This is a genomic window from Tsukamurella strandjordii, assembly GCF_039525985.1.
GTDB classification, from domain to species: domain Bacteria; phylum Actinomycetota; class Actinomycetes; order Mycobacteriales; family Mycobacteriaceae; genus Tsukamurella; species Tsukamurella strandjordii.
Genome location: NZ_BAAAII010000008.1, coordinates 137,672 through 151,258 on the forward strand (window position 1 = coordinate 137,672; position 13,587 = coordinate 151,258).

Sequence of the window (13,587 nt, forward strand, 5' to 3'; positions counted from 1 at the left end):
CTCCACACCTCGATGTGAGAACCGAACCCGCGCTACTTCTCCCGGGCGAACTGGACGGGCAGCCACGGATCGGTGTTGTGCGCATCCGGGCGCGGGAATCCGTGTGAGGGCGTGGGGATCTCGCTGATCGCCCGGGCCAGATCGGCGAGCGGCGCCTCGGGGGCTCCTGCGGGAACGGGGGCACGGCGCACCCGCTGGTGCACCGCGAGCGCCACCAGGTAGGAGAACGCCCCCGCCGATCCGGCGGCGAACAGGGCCCAGGCCAGCCGCGTGGAATCATCGGTGGCGACGGCGGCCACCGGCTGCTCCGTATCGCGGGACTCCGCCTGCAGGCGGGTCTGGATCAGGGCGAGCTGATCGTCGATGGACTTGAGGGCGATGCCCAGTTGCTTGGTGCCGGTGGACAGATTGTTCATCGCCGCTTCGGCATCGGGCCGGGCGTGGGCGATCGTCGCGAGGCCGTCGTGCAGCCGGTGCGCGGCACTGCGCGCGGAGGCGAGCGCGCCCGCCGACCTGCCGGAGAGCGTGGTCAACGAGGTGAGCGAGCTCTTGAGCTGATCGACCGATTCGAGGGTCTTGAGGCCGTCGGTGGCGGCGAGCACGTGGTCGAGCTGCTCCACCGTCTCGTGCGAACCCGGGGTCGGGTTCTCGACGAGCTGTTGACGCAGCCGGGTCGAACTCGACCGGACGGCCACCGAGAGACCGGAGACGCCCTGCACCTGGTCGAGGGTGTTCGCCCACGCCCCCGCCGATTCGGTGACCTCGTTGAGCGCCGCCTGGGTGGTGGCGGTCTCCTCGAGCCCCGCCACGACCTCCGCCGCACCGGCGCGGGCGGTGTCGACGCTGTCGAAAATCTGCGGCACCCCGGACATCGCCGCGGCGAGCCCGCTCGACGAGGAGGTGACGGCGTTCGACAGCAGGCCGAAGATGACCCGCGAATCGTCGGCCGCCTTGAGCGCCACGCGGACGTTCTCATCGGTGCTCGCACCGGTCGTCTTCTGCGGCGAGGCAGCGGGCGCGGCCGGTGCGCGCAGGGCGTAGGTGGCGCCGCCGGCGGCGATCGCAACCATCACGGCGATCAAGGCCGTACCCGACACAGCCCACGCCGCGCCGAGGGCCGAAGCGACCGCGGCGCGAAGTCGGGGGGTTCCTTCGCCAGGCACGGAGGCGATCATACGGAACAACGATTTCCCGTGCTGCACTGGCAGATTCCGCACTTTGCGTACACGTATGGAGTGAACAATCCGCCGTGCACGCCTATCACATAGTGAATCGCGTCACCGGTCGGAGAAGTTCGCACGCAACCGATCGAGCGCGCGATGCTGGTGCCATCGCACCTCCTCCTCGGTCAGCCGCAGGACCTCCGCACACCGGGTCACGCTGAGCCCGGCCACGATCCGCAGGAGCAGCACGGTGCGCAGTTCCCGGGGTAGGCGATCCACCGCCGCGCGTGCGTGCGAGGGCTCGGAGGGGTCTGGGCAGAGCATGCCGACGATGATGCTGCCGGCGTGCTGCGAGCACTCCTCAATACCGTCACAGCTCGGTCCCAGCTGTGCCCCGAGACGCGGTCAGTCGCCGGAGCGGGCACCCGGTGCGGAGTCCGCCGCGAGATCGCGCAGCGCGGCGCGGGTGGCAGGAGTGTTCTCGATGACCCAGATGTCGTGGTCGCGCGGCGCACCGTCGTACTCGCGCAGAGACCGCCGGACGGCCCGCCGCTCCATCCCCACCGCCTCGAACATGCGGCACGGTCCGGGGTTGTTCCGGGCCACGGGGGCCACCACCCGGTCCAATCGGTGCTCGGAAGCGAAGGCGGCCGCCACGAGGCTGGCGGTGGCCCACGGCATCACCGCATCGGGGAGGTCCGTCGCCCACACGCTGATTTCGCCGGAGGCCGTGACCGGATCCACCCCGCGGATCCCGACCTCGCCGACGATCCGCTCGTGCCCCCGCGGATCGCGCGCGACCACCACGTAGGTCAGCGACCTCCCCCGGCGGGAGAGGCCCGGCACCGGGCCGAAACGCTCCAACCACGCCGACCGCGTGTTCAAGGCGGACCAGAGCCGGTCCGGGCTGCCGAACGCCGGGGCGAGCCTCCGCTCGTTCGCCATCCGGGTAGCGCGCCAGGAGCGGTAGTCGAGGAGCCGGGCCGGTCGCACGAGATACTCGTCCCCCGCCGCGCCGTCGGCCACGGAGGGGAGGCGCGATCCGAGAGTGCTTCTCATGAATGAACTATAGGTTCAATTCCGCGTCCACAGCCTGATCGGAACCTGTATATCTCATGACATTGCCTGGGCGAGACGGTCATTACGGCGCAAACCGGGACGTCTCGGACAGCCTGCGAGGTCTCCTGCGATCATGGCAGTACCCACGCGCTCCCGGAAGGACGTCGACGATGCCACAGCTCCAGGTGACCGCTCTGGGGATCGACACCCGCCTCACCCTGCTCGCCGCGGGCCTCGTCTTCCTCTGGGCCCTGGCCCTGGGGGTGTGGAAGTACCACGGCATCATGACCTCGCCCGAACACCACGCCCACGTCTACGTGGACATCGCCCACCGGGCGGCACTGATGTACTCCTTCGCGCTGGCGCTCACCGCGGTCTTCGTCCAGCTCAGCGCCTGGCCGACGGCGGTGAACCTGGCCGCCTCCGCGGTGCTCACCTTCTTCTTCGTGGCGGCGATCGGCAGCTACTGCTGGCACGGATACCGCCGCGACACCGATAACCAGCTGGCGCCGCCCGCACCCGGGGTACGCGGCTTCATGATCGCGCTCATCGGCGCCGAGATCGGCGCCTTCGCCGTGCTGCTGGCGGGTTTCGTCGCGGCCTGGTGATCAGGGCAGGACGACGCCCTTCCCGCCCACCGTTCCGGCCTCCATATCGCGGTGGGCCCGCACGATGTCGTCGATCCCGTAGACGGTGCCGACGGGGATCGTGGCGGTACCCGCTGCGACCGCATCGAGGAAGTCCTGGAGCACCGCGGCGGGGAGATCGGCCGAGCCGCCCGAGTACGCGGTGAGCCGGACGCCGTTGGGCAGCCAGTCCATCGGGTAGAAGTCGGGGATGGTCCACTGGTCGGAGAGCATGCCCGTGAAACACACGGTGCCGCCGGGCTTCACGGCCCGCAGGGTGTCCTTGAGAACGTCGGCTCCCACCAGTTCGACCGCACCGTCGACCCCGTCCCCGTGCAGTGCGCGGACCTGCTCGGCCACGGCACCGTCGTCGATGAGGACACCGTCGGCACCGAGTTCCTCGAGCCGGGCCCGGGCCTGTTCGCGCCGGGTGGTGGCGTACACCCGCAGGCCGTCGCGCTTGGCCAGCACGATCAGTGCCATGCCGATGGACGAGGTACCGCCGCGCACCAACAGGCTCTGCCCGGGCGCCGCGCGCACACCCGTGTACAGCGATCCGTAGGCGGTCTGCAGCATCTCGGGCACGGCACCGAGCTGCTCCCACGGCAGCTCGCTGGCGAACGGGATCACCTGTCCGGCGGGCACCGCGACGTACTCGGCGTAGCCGCCGTCGAATTCGCGCCCCATCCCGCCCATCAGGGTGACCACCTGTGTTCCGGCCGCGAGCGCACCCGACGGATCGGCCGCCACTACGCCGGTCGCCTCGATGCCGGGTATCCGCGGGAAGGAGCCGTTCGTGGCCACCCCCTGCCGGAAGTGCAGCTCGGATCGGTTCAGGCCGAAGGCCTTCACGCGGATCAGCACCTCACCGGCGGCCGGCTCCGGGATCGGCCGGGTCCGCAGCTGCAGCACCTCCGGTGGGCCCGGCTCGTCGATCACGACGGCGCGCATGTCCTTGCTCATGGTGCAACTCCTTGCAGTCGGTCGACCCGGTCACGCAGCCCTTCGGAGCGGCGCTGACACCATCATGGCGCGGTCGCGACCGCGACGGTGCGGCGAAGCCGCCCTTCCAGGTAACTGGACACGGTCTCGCGGACGCCCTGCGGTCGCATGGGGCGCACCACCACTTGCCCCACCACGATCCGCCACAGTCCTTGGACGGTGGCCCGGGCGTCGTCCTCGTCCAATCCCAGTTCCCGGGCGGCGATCAGCTGCTCGTCGAGCGAGCGCTCGGTGAAGTCGTCGCCGATCTCGCCGCTGAGCAGGGCGGACACCGCCCAGGAGTGCGCCGACAGGTGTTCGGCGAGGGCGAGGGACAGCTGCACGATCCGATCGCGGGGATCGCGCGCAGGCTCCTCGGCCGCGGTCCGGTTCGCGCCGTGCGCGAGCATGAAACCCAGCAGATCCGTCTTCGAATCGAAGTAGTAGTAGATGCCCATCGGGCTGGTACCCAGGCGATCCGCGAGGTACCGCATGGACAGCCTGCCGAAGCCCTCGTCGGCGATGATGTCGATGGCGGCGGCGATGATGCTCTCCCGGCTCAGCCTCGGCGGACGCCCGCCCCGCCCCTTCGCCGCCGCGGCGTCCTCCGCCGTCGTCCTCCCGTTCCCGGCCGGCCTAGGCATTGAGCGACCAGACGGAGAAGTTCAGCGCCGTCGCGAACAGGATCCACGCGAGATAGGGCACGAGGAGAACGGCCGCGCGGCGGTCCCTGCGCCAGAACGCGGCGATCGTGGCCGCGACGAGAACGTCGAGGACCAGGATGTCCACCAGCGCCCACCCCCGCTGCTCGGCCCCGAAGAACAGCGGCGACCACGCGAGGTTCACCAGGAGCTGTGCGCCGTAGAGCTGGATGGCGCGATTGCCGAAGGTGGGCTCGGTGCGCCACACCAGCCAGGCCGCGACCGCCATGAGCAGGTAGAGCACGCCCCACGCGGGTCCGAACAGCCAGCTCGGCGGCGCCCACGAGGGCTGTGCGAGCCGGCCGTACTCCTGCGCGGCATCCGCCGACGCCGCCCCGCCGATCGCGGCGACCGCACCGACGCAGATCAGCGAGACCAGCAGCGCGATCGGTCTCGTCCCGCCGGAACCGGCCGCGGTCGTCGCGGCATCCTCCGGTGCCCACTCCCGGTTCTTCTGCTGCTGCATCGTCCACTCCTCGTCGCTCGTCGCCGACCCGGCGCAGTCGCCGTTGTCCTGTATTCGGCGCGAACCCCGGAATGGATGGGAGTCAGTGCGCGGGGAGCGGGAGTGTGCTGACGCGGGCCGCCTCGTCCGGGTCGATCCCGAGCATGACGAGCATCGATCGCGCCAGCTCGTCGGCGGAGGCCTCGTCGTCGCGCTCGGGATCGTCGACGAGCAACTGCCCCAGCATGAGAATCGACCCGGCCGTCGCGGCGAGCGCCAGCTCGGGATCGGCGACGGTGAACCGGCCCGCCTCGACCGCCTGCTCGATGTCCCGGCGGGGGCTGCGCATGAATTCGCCGGTGGTGCTCAGCATCGCGGTGCCGGTGCGCAGCAGGATCGCGCTCAGCTGCGGGAACCGGCGGTGCATCCGTCCGATCAGCCGCAGGCTCGTGGCGAATCGCTCGACGGGGTCGGTGATCTCCGTCGTGAGGGCGTCGAGCCCGGCCACGATCTCCTGGGCGGCGGCCTCGGTCGCCGCGACGAAGAGTTCCTCCTTCGTGGCGAAGTGGTTGTAGAAGGAGCCGAGCCCCACGTCGGCGAGCTCCGTGATGACGGAGACCGCGACATCGGGCCTCCCCTCGGACAGCAGCTGCTGCCCCGCCGCCACCAGGGCCGCCCGGGTCTTGAGTTTGCGCTGCGCGAGGCGGCCGGTGGGCGCCTCCGGAACCACGTCGTTCATCGGCGCGACCTCCCTCTCGATCAGAAGTGATGGGAACGTCACTTCTGACATTCCGTGCGCTCAAGTCTTGCACAGTCGGATCGAAGTATGTGATGTTTTCTTCAGTTCTGATCTTGTCATCACTATGTGCGTCCCTCGAAGGAGTCCCCATGACCACCGATCCGTCCGCCCCCGGGCGCGTACAGGCGGGCCCGCGCCGCGGCACCGCCGGCGTCCTGTTCTCGATGTGCCTGTCGCTCGTCCTCGTGGTCGCCTCGGTCTCCGCGATCAACCTCGCGATGCCCGAGCTCGCGGTGAGCCTCGGCGCGAGCAACGCCCAGCTGACATGGATCGCGGACGCCTACACCGTGGCGCTCGCCGCCCTGGTCCTGCCGCTGGGCGCCCTCGGCGACCGGTACGGCAGGCGGAACGTGCTGATCGCCGGCACCGTCGTCTTCGCGATCGGCGCGCTGTTCGCCGGAATGTCCGACTCCGCCGGTGAATTGATCGTCTGGCGGGTGGTGATGGGACTCGGCGCGGCGATGATCATGCCCGGCACGCTCTCCACCATCACCGCCTCCTTCCCCGCCGAGCAGCGGGCCCGCGGCGTCGCGGTGTGGTCCGGGTTCGCCTCCGCCGGCGCCATCATCGGACTGGTCGGCGCCGGCGCCATGCTCGAGGTGTGGTCGTGGACGTCGATCTTCTACGTCAGCGCCGCGCTGGCCGTGGCCGCCGGTATCGCCGCGCTCCTGCTCTCCGAGAACACCAGCGACGAGGAGAAGCACCGTCCCGATCTCCTGGGCGCGCTGTTCACCACCGTCGGGATCGGCACCCTCGTCTTCGCGATCATCGAGGGCAACGAGAAGAGCTGGACCGAGCCGATCGTCATCGCCTCCCTCGCCGTCTGCGTCGTCTCGTTCGCGGGTTACGTCATCGCCGGGCTGCGCACGGAGCATCCGCTGCTCGACCCGCGCCTGTTCGGCATCTCGGGTTTCCGGGCGGGCGCCGTGGTGATCCTGGTGCAGTTCATGGCGCTGTTCGGATTCCTGTTCGTGGGTCTGCAGTACCTGCAGCTGATCGTCGAGTTCAGCCCCTTCATCAGCGCCGTCGCGCTGATTCCCGTTGCGCTCGTAGTGGTCCCGGTATCGCTGGCCACACCGAAGATCGTCGACCGGATCGGCCTCAACGTGACGATGGGGGTCGCGCTCGTTCTGCTCGCCGCGGGCCTCATGGCGATCTCCACGATGAACGCCGATTCGGGTTACCTGCCGTTCCTGGCCGGACTGCTGATCGCGGGCCTGGGAATCGGGTTGGCCAGCTCGACCGGGACCAGCGCCATCGTGGGCTCGCTCCCGCTCGGCAAGCAGGGCGTGGCCTCGGCGATGAACGACACCACCCGCGAGGTCGGATCGGCGATCGGGATCGCCCTCATGGGCGCGGTGTACAGCTCCAACTACACCGCGAGCCTGCCGGACCTGTCGGGGCTCCCGGCCGACGCCGCCGAGGTGGCCCGCGAGTCCGCGGCGGGCGGGTTGGCCGTCGCCGCGCAGCTCGGCGCCGCCGGAAACGGCCTGGCCGAGGCGGTGCGCACGGCCTTCATGGACGGACTCTCCGCGTCGATGGTCGTGGTCGCCGTCATCGTCGGTGTCGCAGCGGTGACCTCGTTCATCTTCGCGCCGCGCACCCCCGCGGCCCCCGCGGAGGACTAGCCGGAATCCGCGGGTGGCGACGATGCGTCGGGCCGGAACTGCCCGTACCAGCCCTCGGCGACGTACCGGCACACCAGCAGTGCGGCGATCGACCCGCAGCAGAGGATCGCCACGAGAACCAGCAGCTGCATCGCGGCGGCCGCGGCCGGCGACGCCCCGCCCAGCATCATGCCCACGAAGGCGCCGGGGATCGAGACCAGACCGACGGTGCGGGTCTGGTCGAGATGCGGGATGATCGCGGCGCCGGCGCTGCGGCCGCACACCTCCCACCGGATGAACGGGGCGGGGAGCCCCAACGCCAGTCCCGCCTCCACCTCGCCCCAGCGCGCCGTGATCGCCTCGCGCGCATGGCGTCCCGCCAGCCCCGCGGCCGCCATCGCCCCACCCATCACGATCCCGGCGATGGGGATGATCGCGATGCCGCGCAGCGGAATCACCCCCAGCGCCAACAACACCCCCACGACCACCAGCGCGGGAACGGCGACCGCGGTGGCCGTCAGCGCCGCGTCGCGCGGCCGCGGGCGCCGTCCGACGATCCGTGCGGCCGCGGTGTACGACGAGACCGCGGCGATCACGGCGATGAACGCCGCGCTCAGCGCGAGACTGTCCATGATCGCGGCGACCAGCAGGCCCAGCAGGATCAACTGGACCGTCGCCCGGACGACCGCCCACCCGATGCGACTCCCGTACCCGGTGCGCCCGATGTACGCCACGGCGATCGCCGTGACCGCGAGCAGGATCAGAACTACCGCGAGCGCGGGCCCCACCGCCACCACCGGTGATTCGCCTACCACGGGCTGCAGCGTTCCACGGCGTTGCCGGCTACTGCGCGGTTTTCGGAGCCTGCGCGACAGCGCTGTCCGCGGTGATCCGCGAGATGAGCCATTCGGGGTCGGTGGCGGGATCGTCCAGGGCGCGGCGCCGCAGGATGCAGTCGAGGATGTGGCCGTCGACCGCCGCGATCAGCGAGACGGAGATCTCCTCGGAAAGCCCGCGCTCGACGAACATCCGCACCAGGCGCTCGCGTCCGCGCACCAGCTCCGCCGACAGCGCCGGGTCATGGAACGAGGCGACCACGAACTCGTACCGCGCGCGGGTCAGCGCCACGTTCGGACCCAGCAGTCGGCGGACCTGGTCCACCGGGCTCTCGCCGATCTGCGGCAGATCGAGGTCGAGCATGTGCCGCAACATCGCGACCACCAGCCCCTGCTTGTTCGTGAAGTAGTGCCGCGCGGTGCCGTGCGGCACGCCCGCCTCATCCTCGGCGCCACGCAGCGACCACTCGCGGAAACCCACCCTGGCCAGCAATTCCAGCCCTGCATGGAGCAGGTGCTTGCGGGTCTCGAACTCCATGCGGGCAACTTATCGTGCCGTCCGGTCTCCAGATGGAGAACGGGCTGCTCCACACTCGTGTCGTCATCTCCGGCAGGGTATGAGCAGACGCACCCGCGGCCCGCGGCCCGCGAGGAGGACCGGACACCACTGCGCGCTCCGCATCGTTCGCCTCTGTGAACACTTGTTTCTTGCATACCGGCAGGTCAACGCTGCCAACCGTTAGTAATGTGAAACATCTCACTTCCCTGATTCCTTGACGCCGGCTCCCCCGCGACGTCTACTCGGCAGTGTTCACATTTGTGGACGCGACGGAGTTCTCCGCAGCCTCGGGCTCGAAGGAAAGGGCAAGCATGTCGTCACTGATCGAATCCCCCAGCGCCACACCGCACCGCACCCCCACGGGCGAGATGTTCGGATACCAACTCGACGCGCCCGGAAGCCTCTCGTTCCGCAGCCTTCCCGTCCCCAGCACACCGGAAGACGGTGTACTGATGCGCACGATCGCCACGTCGATCTGCTCCACCGACATCTCGTTCTACGAGGGGAATCTGTTTCCTCAGCAGTATCCGGTGACCCTCGGGCACGAGTACCTCGGCCGCGTCGTCGAGGTCGGACGGCGACTGTCCGGAATCAGCGTCGGCGAGCGCATCGTCTACTGGGGCCAGTCGGACTTCGGCGGACTCGCTCAATACCAGACTCTGCGTCCAGTCTTCGCGCGTCAGTCGCTGCGCGACCACTTCTTCGCCGAGCGCGACTTCATGGACGACGCTCGGGCCGCCGCCGTAGTCGTGCCCGACGAGATCGGAGACGATCACGCCTCGCTCATCGAACCGGTGACCGGTGCGCTCCGATCCATCCTCCGCAACCCGCCGGAGGTCGGTGATCGGGTGCTGGTCCTCGGCGCGGGCCCCATCGGCATCATCGCCGGCGCGATCTTCGCGGCGCTGTACGCAACGTCGGGCGTGGACGCCACGGACGCCGTCCCTGCGCGCACGGCGCAGGCCTCGCACTTCTTCGCGGACACCGCGTACCTGCCGGACGAACTCGCGGCCGTTCCGGAGAGCACCTACGACTACGTCTTCGATTGCCTTCCGCCGCTCAACGTCGCGGACCCGGCGGCCTGCCCGCGGCGCAATGCCATGCTCGCGCTCAAGCCAGGCGGTAAGTACGTGCTCTACGGTGCATCACAGACCCGGCAGTTGCTCGACACCTGGCTGATGCTGTCGAAGGGACTCCGGATCGTCTCGGCATCGTTCGACGTCCGCTCGTACCCGATGCACATGACGGCCCTGGTGATCGACAAGGCCATGGAACTCATCCGCCGCGGCATCGTTCCCGCCGCAGAGATGGTGACCCAGCGTGTCCCGTTCACGGACGCCGCCGCCGTGGAAGGTGTCTTCGCGAACTACCGCGGGACTCCTCACCTCAAGACCGTGATTCATCATGAGTGAGGTACTCACTCGGGCCGGCCGGCGGATCGCGGGGGCGCGGGGAACACCCGCTGCGGTGCTCGCCGTAGCGTGCACGTGTCAGTTCATCATCGCGATCGACTACAACATCGTCTTCGTCGCACTGCCCACCATCGGCTCCGAGCTGAACATCGGTAGCAGTGGCCTGCAATGGGTCGTCACCGCGTACACCGTCGCTGTCGGCGGCGTCCTCATCCTGGGCGGGCGCCTGTCGGATCGGGTCGGCTCCCGTCGCATCCTCATGGCGGGAATGGCGTTGTACGGACTCGGTTGCCTGATCAGCGCGGTCGGCGCCGACGCCTTCCTCCTGATCCTGGGCCGCTTCGTCCAAGGGACGGGCGCGGGACTCGCCACACCCGCCTCCCTCGCCCTGATCTACGCGGCGTTCAGCGATCCCGCCGAACGCCACCGAGCGCTCGGCGGTTGGGGCGCAGCCACCGCGATCGGCCTGGCAGCGGGGTCCGCGCTCGGTGGTGTGCTCACCGGGCTCCTGGGGTGGCCGTCGGTGTTCTGGGTCAACACCGTTTTCGCCGTGCTGGCGATCGCGCTGGCCGCCGCGCTCCTGCCCCCGGACGCCCTCGCGCGGTGGAACGACTTCGATGTCTTCGGCGCGATCCTCGCGACGATCGGCTCCGTTCTGATCATCTACTCCCTCGCATCGATCCCCGAAGCCGGCTTCTTCTCACTCGCGGGAGGTGGGGCGCTCGTCGCCGGGATCGTCGTGGGTGCCGTCTGGTTGCGGTGGGAGCGATCCGCCCGTTCTCCCCTGTTCCCTCCGCGGGCAGCGCGCGATCGCGGATTCCTGGGCGTCGCGATCGCGCTGATGGCCGCCCAGGGGATGCTCGGCGCCGGCTATTACGAGTACACCGAGTACCTGCAGGATCGACTCGGTTGGGGCGCGGTCTCGGCCGGCCTCGGCTTCCTGCCCCTCGCGGTCGTGTCGATAGTCCTCTCACGCAGGGCCGTTCCCGGTGCCCTGAACCGCTTCGGACCCGCTCGAGTGGTGACCGCCTGCTTCACGGGCTCGGCGCTGGCCTTCCTCGCACTCAGCGTCGCGTACGCCGCTGGCGCAGGTTTCGCGATCGTCCTCAGCATCATGCTGGTGTGGGCCGTGGCCTGCGCCTACCTCTTCCCCGCCGCGATGGCGCTTCTCGGCCACCTACCGATCTCGTCCGAGCTGCCGGGCGTCATTTCGGCCGCGGGCTCGTCGGCGCGGCAGATCGGTGCCGGCATCGGGCTCGCGCTCGCGGTCATCGCATCGCGGCTCGTCGACGGAACGGGCTTCAGCGGGACCGCGGCCGCGTGCGCCACGATCGCGGCGATCTGCCTCGTCGGATTGGCAGGAGCGGTCGTCGCCGAGCGAGCCGCGCGCACCACACCCCAGACCGTCGGGATCGGCGGCTGAAACCGTCGGCCACCTACCGCCAGAGAGCGAGGAACGCCATGTACTCGAACATCGTCATCAAGTCGACCGGCGCCGTGATCGGAGAGCTCATCCCGATGGACCAGGCGGTGCAGGCCGGGCTCTACTCGGCGAAGGAGGCCGATGCGGACGGCTACGAATCCCTCGCCGTATCCCATCGCGCCCCTGTCGATTCCGCGATCGCGGCCGCGCGTCTGGCACTCGCCAAGATCGACCCTGCCGAGGAGAACTTCACCTACGTCTCGCACTCCTCGACCGCGTACCAAGGTCTGGACTACTGGTCGCCGACGCCCTACATCCAGGCCGAGACGGTCGGCGGCCAGGCGTCTCCCCTGGAGATCAAGCAGAACTGCAACGGCGCCATGTCCGCGATCCACCTGTTGTCGCGCGTCTTGACGGCCTCGGACCATCCGGAGTCCGCACTCATCACCGCGGCCGATCGCTACGCCCTCCCGGACTTCGACCGGTACAACTCGGACAAGGGCCTCCCGCGCGGAGACGGCGCTGTGGCACTCGTCCTATCGAACTCCGGCACCGGGGTCGCCCGCGTGCTGTCCACCTGCGCCATCGGGGACGTCGGCCACGAACGTATGTACCGCGGCACGTCCGAGTGGGGCGATCAGAGCTGGGCGCACGGAAGACCGGTCGACCTCCGTATCCGGTTGAAGGAGTACTTCAGCACCGGCGCGGACCGCGACGACATCGTCCGCGTGCTGGACCGCGGCATGGAGCGGGTGATCACCACGCTCCTGGCCGACGCCGGCTGCAAGGCAGGTGATATCGAAAGATTCGTGTTCTCCAACTCGGGTGACACACTTGTCGATTGGAACTCGCGTCGGGAGAAGTTCGGAATCACCCGTGAGCGCACGACCTGGCCCGCGGGTCGGAAGCTCGGGCACATGGGGGCAGCGGATCAGATCGAGGGCCTCAACCGCCTCCTCGACGACGGTGATGTCATCAGTGGTGATCTCGTCATGCTGATCGGAATCGGGGGCGGGTTCAGTTTCAGCGGCGTCCTCGTCGAAATCGCCTAGATCTCATCCGCTCCGGCGGGACGCCTCTCCACCCTCGAGCGGCGGCACGCGTCCAGGATCACCTGGTGACGCGGAGAATCGCGCTTGGCGGTCACCAGGAAAGCAGCCAGCGTGATCGGCTTCGCCAGTCGCGAGCTCACGATGCCCTCATAGCCCTGCGTCGCCTCGAACTCCTGGTACATCACCGTCCACGTGTCGTGCGCATGCGCGACCATCTCGGCGAAGGTCACCTCGGGCGACGTGAACGGAATCCCTCGCCGCGGAGTCAGGCCCTCCGCCGCCATGGCGCCGAGCAGGGTGGCGTGAAGTGCCGGGTTGCCGTCCTCGGGTCCCAGTGCCACCGGGTACTCGGCGAGATCGCGGAGCTCGAGCTCATCACGCCCCGCCAGCGGATGGCTCGCCGCGAGGGCGACCTCCATTCTGTCGTTCCACACATGGTGTGCCGCAACGGCGCTGTTGCGCACCCGCCCCCGGACCAGGGCCGCGTCCAGCTCTCCCGCATCGACCATCCTGCACCGCTCGGCCGGTGCTGCGTACACCGTGGTCGTCGAGTAACCCGATTCGGCGAGGCGCCGAAGGATACTCGGCAATCGCCGCCCCATCCCCAGCCCGACTCCGATGCGCAGTCGGTGGTCGCTGTCGCTACTCGACTCGGCGAGGAACGGGAGCTCATCACAGCCCTCGACGATGCGACGGATGTGCGGCATGAGACGCGATCCGTGCTCCGTCACGGTGATCGACCGTCGGCTGCGGTCGAACAGCTCGACTCCCAGCTCCCGTTCGAGTCTCCGGATCTGTTCACTCACCACGGACTGCTGAACGTGAAGCCTGGCGGCGGCTCTGCCGAAGTGCATCTCGTCGGAGACCGCGAGGAAGTACCGCAACTGTCTCAGTTCGAGCGACATCGCTTCCTCCCGCGGGTGA

15 protein-coding genes are annotated in these 13,587 nt (G+C 69.3%); 5 read left to right on the forward strand and 10 right to left on the reverse strand.

From position 1 onward, the window contains the following. Positions 1 to 32: 32 nt before the first annotated feature. The 3 genes from ABD108_RS15235 to ABD108_RS15245 form a co-directional block, all read right to left on the reverse strand. The gene (locus ABD108_RS15235) at positions 33 to 1,163 is read right to left on the reverse strand and encodes a hypothetical protein (RefSeq protein WP_343930721.1); all 1,131 of its coding nucleotides are present in this window, start codon (positions 1,161 to 1,163) and stop codon (positions 33 to 35) included. A 114-nt stretch (positions 1,164 to 1,277) separates the two neighbouring features. After that, on the reverse strand, positions 1,278 to 1,487 hold the full coding sequence (locus ABD108_RS15240; protein WP_305112591.1) for a sigma factor-like helix-turn-helix DNA-binding protein: 210 nt from the start codon (positions 1,485 to 1,487) through the stop codon (positions 1,278 to 1,280). A gap of 81 nt (positions 1,488 to 1,568) precedes the next feature. After that, the gene (locus ABD108_RS15245) at positions 1,569 to 2,222 is read right to left on the reverse strand and encodes a GNAT family N-acetyltransferase (RefSeq protein WP_343930722.1); all 654 of its coding nucleotides are present in this window, start codon (positions 2,220 to 2,222) and stop codon (positions 1,569 to 1,571) included. Positions 2,223 to 2,392: 170 nt separating this feature from the next. On the opposite strand from ABD108_RS15245, the gene ABD108_RS15250 reads away from it, so the two are divergent. Continuing rightward, positions 2,393 to 2,830, forward strand: coding sequence for a hypothetical protein (locus ABD108_RS15250; protein WP_305112593.1), 438 nt, complete (start codon positions 2,393 to 2,395; stop codon positions 2,828 to 2,830). Here the strand turns inward: ABD108_RS15250 and ABD108_RS15255 are convergent, their stop codons facing one another. The 4 genes from ABD108_RS15255 to ABD108_RS15270 form a co-directional block, all read right to left on the reverse strand. Next, positions 2,831 to 3,811 carry a zinc-binding alcohol dehydrogenase family protein gene (locus ABD108_RS15255; protein WP_343930723.1) on the reverse strand — a complete coding sequence of 327 codons (981 nt, stop codon included), beginning with the start codon at positions 3,809 to 3,811 and terminating at the stop codon, positions 2,831 to 2,833. A 62-nt stretch (positions 3,812 to 3,873) separates the two neighbouring features. Next, positions 3,874 to 4,473 carry a TetR/AcrR family transcriptional regulator gene (locus ABD108_RS15260; protein WP_343930724.1) on the reverse strand — a complete coding sequence of 200 codons (600 nt, stop codon included), beginning with the start codon at positions 4,471 to 4,473 and terminating at the stop codon, positions 3,874 to 3,876. Beyond that, on the reverse strand, positions 4,466 to 4,996 hold the full coding sequence (locus tag ABD108_RS15265; RefSeq protein WP_220657129.1) for a TspO/MBR family protein: 531 nt from the start codon (positions 4,994 to 4,996) through the stop codon (positions 4,466 to 4,468). Before ABD108_RS15265 ends, ABD108_RS15260 begins: the two co-directional genes overlap by 8 nt. An 82-nt stretch (positions 4,997 to 5,078) precedes the next feature. Further along, positions 5,079 to 5,714 (reverse strand): TetR/AcrR family transcriptional regulator, encoded by a 636-nt coding sequence (locus ABD108_RS15270; protein WP_343930725.1) that lies wholly within the window; start codon positions 5,712 to 5,714, stop codon positions 5,079 to 5,081. Positions 5,715 to 5,863: 149 nt separating this feature from the next. Here ABD108_RS15270 and ABD108_RS15275 point away from each other — a divergent pair, with 149 nt between their 5' ends. Beyond that, positions 5,864 to 7,402 carry an MFS transporter gene (locus ABD108_RS15275; protein ID WP_343930726.1) on the forward strand — a complete coding sequence of 513 codons (1,539 nt, stop codon included), beginning with the start codon at positions 5,864 to 5,866 and terminating at the stop codon, positions 7,400 to 7,402. Here the strand turns inward: ABD108_RS15275 and ABD108_RS15280 are convergent. Both ABD108_RS15280 and ABD108_RS15285 read right to left on the reverse strand, forming a co-directional pair. Further along, complete coding sequence (locus ABD108_RS15280) at positions 7,399 to 8,196, reverse strand: ABC transporter permease (protein ID WP_220657132.1); 798 nt, start codon at positions 8,194 to 8,196, stop codon at positions 7,399 to 7,401. The genes ABD108_RS15275 and ABD108_RS15280 overlap by 4 nt on opposite strands. Positions 8,197 to 8,224: 28 nt before the next feature. Beyond that, the gene (locus tag ABD108_RS15285) at positions 8,225 to 8,755 is read right to left on the reverse strand and encodes a TetR/AcrR family transcriptional regulator (RefSeq protein WP_220657133.1); all 531 of its coding nucleotides are present in this window, start codon (positions 8,753 to 8,755) and stop codon (positions 8,225 to 8,227) included. Between the two features lie 332 nt (positions 8,756 to 9,087). Here ABD108_RS15285 and ABD108_RS15290 point away from each other — a divergent pair, with 332 nt between their 5' ends. Genes ABD108_RS15290 through ABD108_RS15300 form a run of 3 tightly spaced genes read left to right on the forward strand, consistent with a single transcriptional unit; the run spans position 9,088 to position 12,663 of the window. Further along, on the forward strand, positions 9,088 to 10,188 hold the full coding sequence (locus tag ABD108_RS15290; RefSeq protein ID WP_343930727.1) for a zinc-dependent alcohol dehydrogenase: 1,101 nt from the start codon (positions 9,088 to 9,090) through the stop codon (positions 10,186 to 10,188). Further along, positions 10,181 to 11,611, forward strand: coding sequence for an MFS transporter (locus ABD108_RS15295; RefSeq protein WP_220657134.1), 1,431 nt, complete (start codon positions 10,181 to 10,183; stop codon positions 11,609 to 11,611). Before ABD108_RS15290 ends, ABD108_RS15295 begins: the two co-directional genes overlap by 8 nt. A gap of 38 nt (positions 11,612 to 11,649) precedes the next feature. Continuing rightward, positions 11,650 to 12,663 (forward strand): 3-oxoacyl-[acyl-carrier-protein] synthase III C-terminal domain-containing protein, encoded by a 1,014-nt coding sequence (locus ABD108_RS15300; protein WP_305112607.1) that lies wholly within the window; start codon positions 11,650 to 11,652, stop codon positions 12,661 to 12,663. Here the strand turns inward: ABD108_RS15300 and ABD108_RS15305 are convergent. Next, positions 12,660 to 13,568, reverse strand: coding sequence for a LysR family transcriptional regulator (locus ABD108_RS15305; RefSeq protein WP_305112608.1), 909 nt, complete (start codon positions 13,566 to 13,568; stop codon positions 12,660 to 12,662). The two genes, ABD108_RS15300 and ABD108_RS15305, sit on opposite strands and share 4 nt — an antisense overlap. Between the last annotated feature and the right edge of the window lie 19 nt (positions 13,569 to 13,587).

Bases quoted from the DNA above. Each gene is read 5' to 3' on its own strand.
- ABD108_RS15300 (WP_305112607.1), top strand. From the start codon at position 11,650: ATGTACTCGAACATCGTCATCAAGTCGACCGGCGCCGTGATCGGAGAG.
- ABD108_RS15270 (WP_343930725.1), bottom strand. From the start codon at position 5,714: ATGAACGACGTGGTTCCGGAGGCGCCCACCGGCCGCCTCGCGCAGCGC.
- ABD108_RS15295 (WP_220657134.1), top strand. From the start codon at position 10,181: ATGAGTGAGGTACTCACTCGGGCCGGCCGGCGGATCGCGGGGGCGCGG.
- ABD108_RS15255 (WP_343930723.1), bottom strand. From the start codon at position 3,811: ATGAGCAAGGACATGCGCGCCGTCGTGATCGACGAGCCGGGCCCACCG.
- ABD108_RS15240 (WP_305112591.1), bottom strand. From the start codon at position 1,487: ATGCTCTGCCCAGACCCCTCCGAGCCCTCGCACGCACGCGCGGCGGTG.
- ABD108_RS15265 (WP_220657129.1), bottom strand. From the start codon at position 4,996: ATGCAGCAGCAGAAGAACCGGGAGTGGGCACCGGAGGATGCCGCGACG.
- ABD108_RS15275 (WP_343930726.1), top strand. From the start codon at position 5,864: ATGACCACCGATCCGTCCGCCCCCGGGCGCGTACAGGCGGGCCCGCGC.
- ABD108_RS15260 (WP_343930724.1), bottom strand. From the start codon at position 4,473: ATGCCTAGGCCGGCCGGGAACGGGAGGACGACGGCGGAGGACGCCGCG.
- ABD108_RS15285 (WP_220657133.1), bottom strand. From the start codon at position 8,755: ATGGAGTTCGAGACCCGCAAGCACCTGCTCCATGCAGGGCTGGAATTG.
- ABD108_RS15245 (WP_343930722.1), bottom strand. From the start codon at position 2,222: ATGAGAAGCACTCTCGGATCGCGCCTCCCCTCCGTGGCCGACGGCGCG.
- ABD108_RS15305 (WP_305112608.1), bottom strand. From the start codon at position 13,568: ATGTCGCTCGAACTGAGACAGTTGCGGTACTTCCTCGCGGTCTCCGAC.
- ABD108_RS15250 (WP_305112593.1), top strand. From the start codon at position 2,393: ATGCCACAGCTCCAGGTGACCGCTCTGGGGATCGACACCCGCCTCACC.
- ABD108_RS15290 (WP_343930727.1), top strand. From the start codon at position 9,088: ATGTCGTCACTGATCGAATCCCCCAGCGCCACACCGCACCGCACCCCC.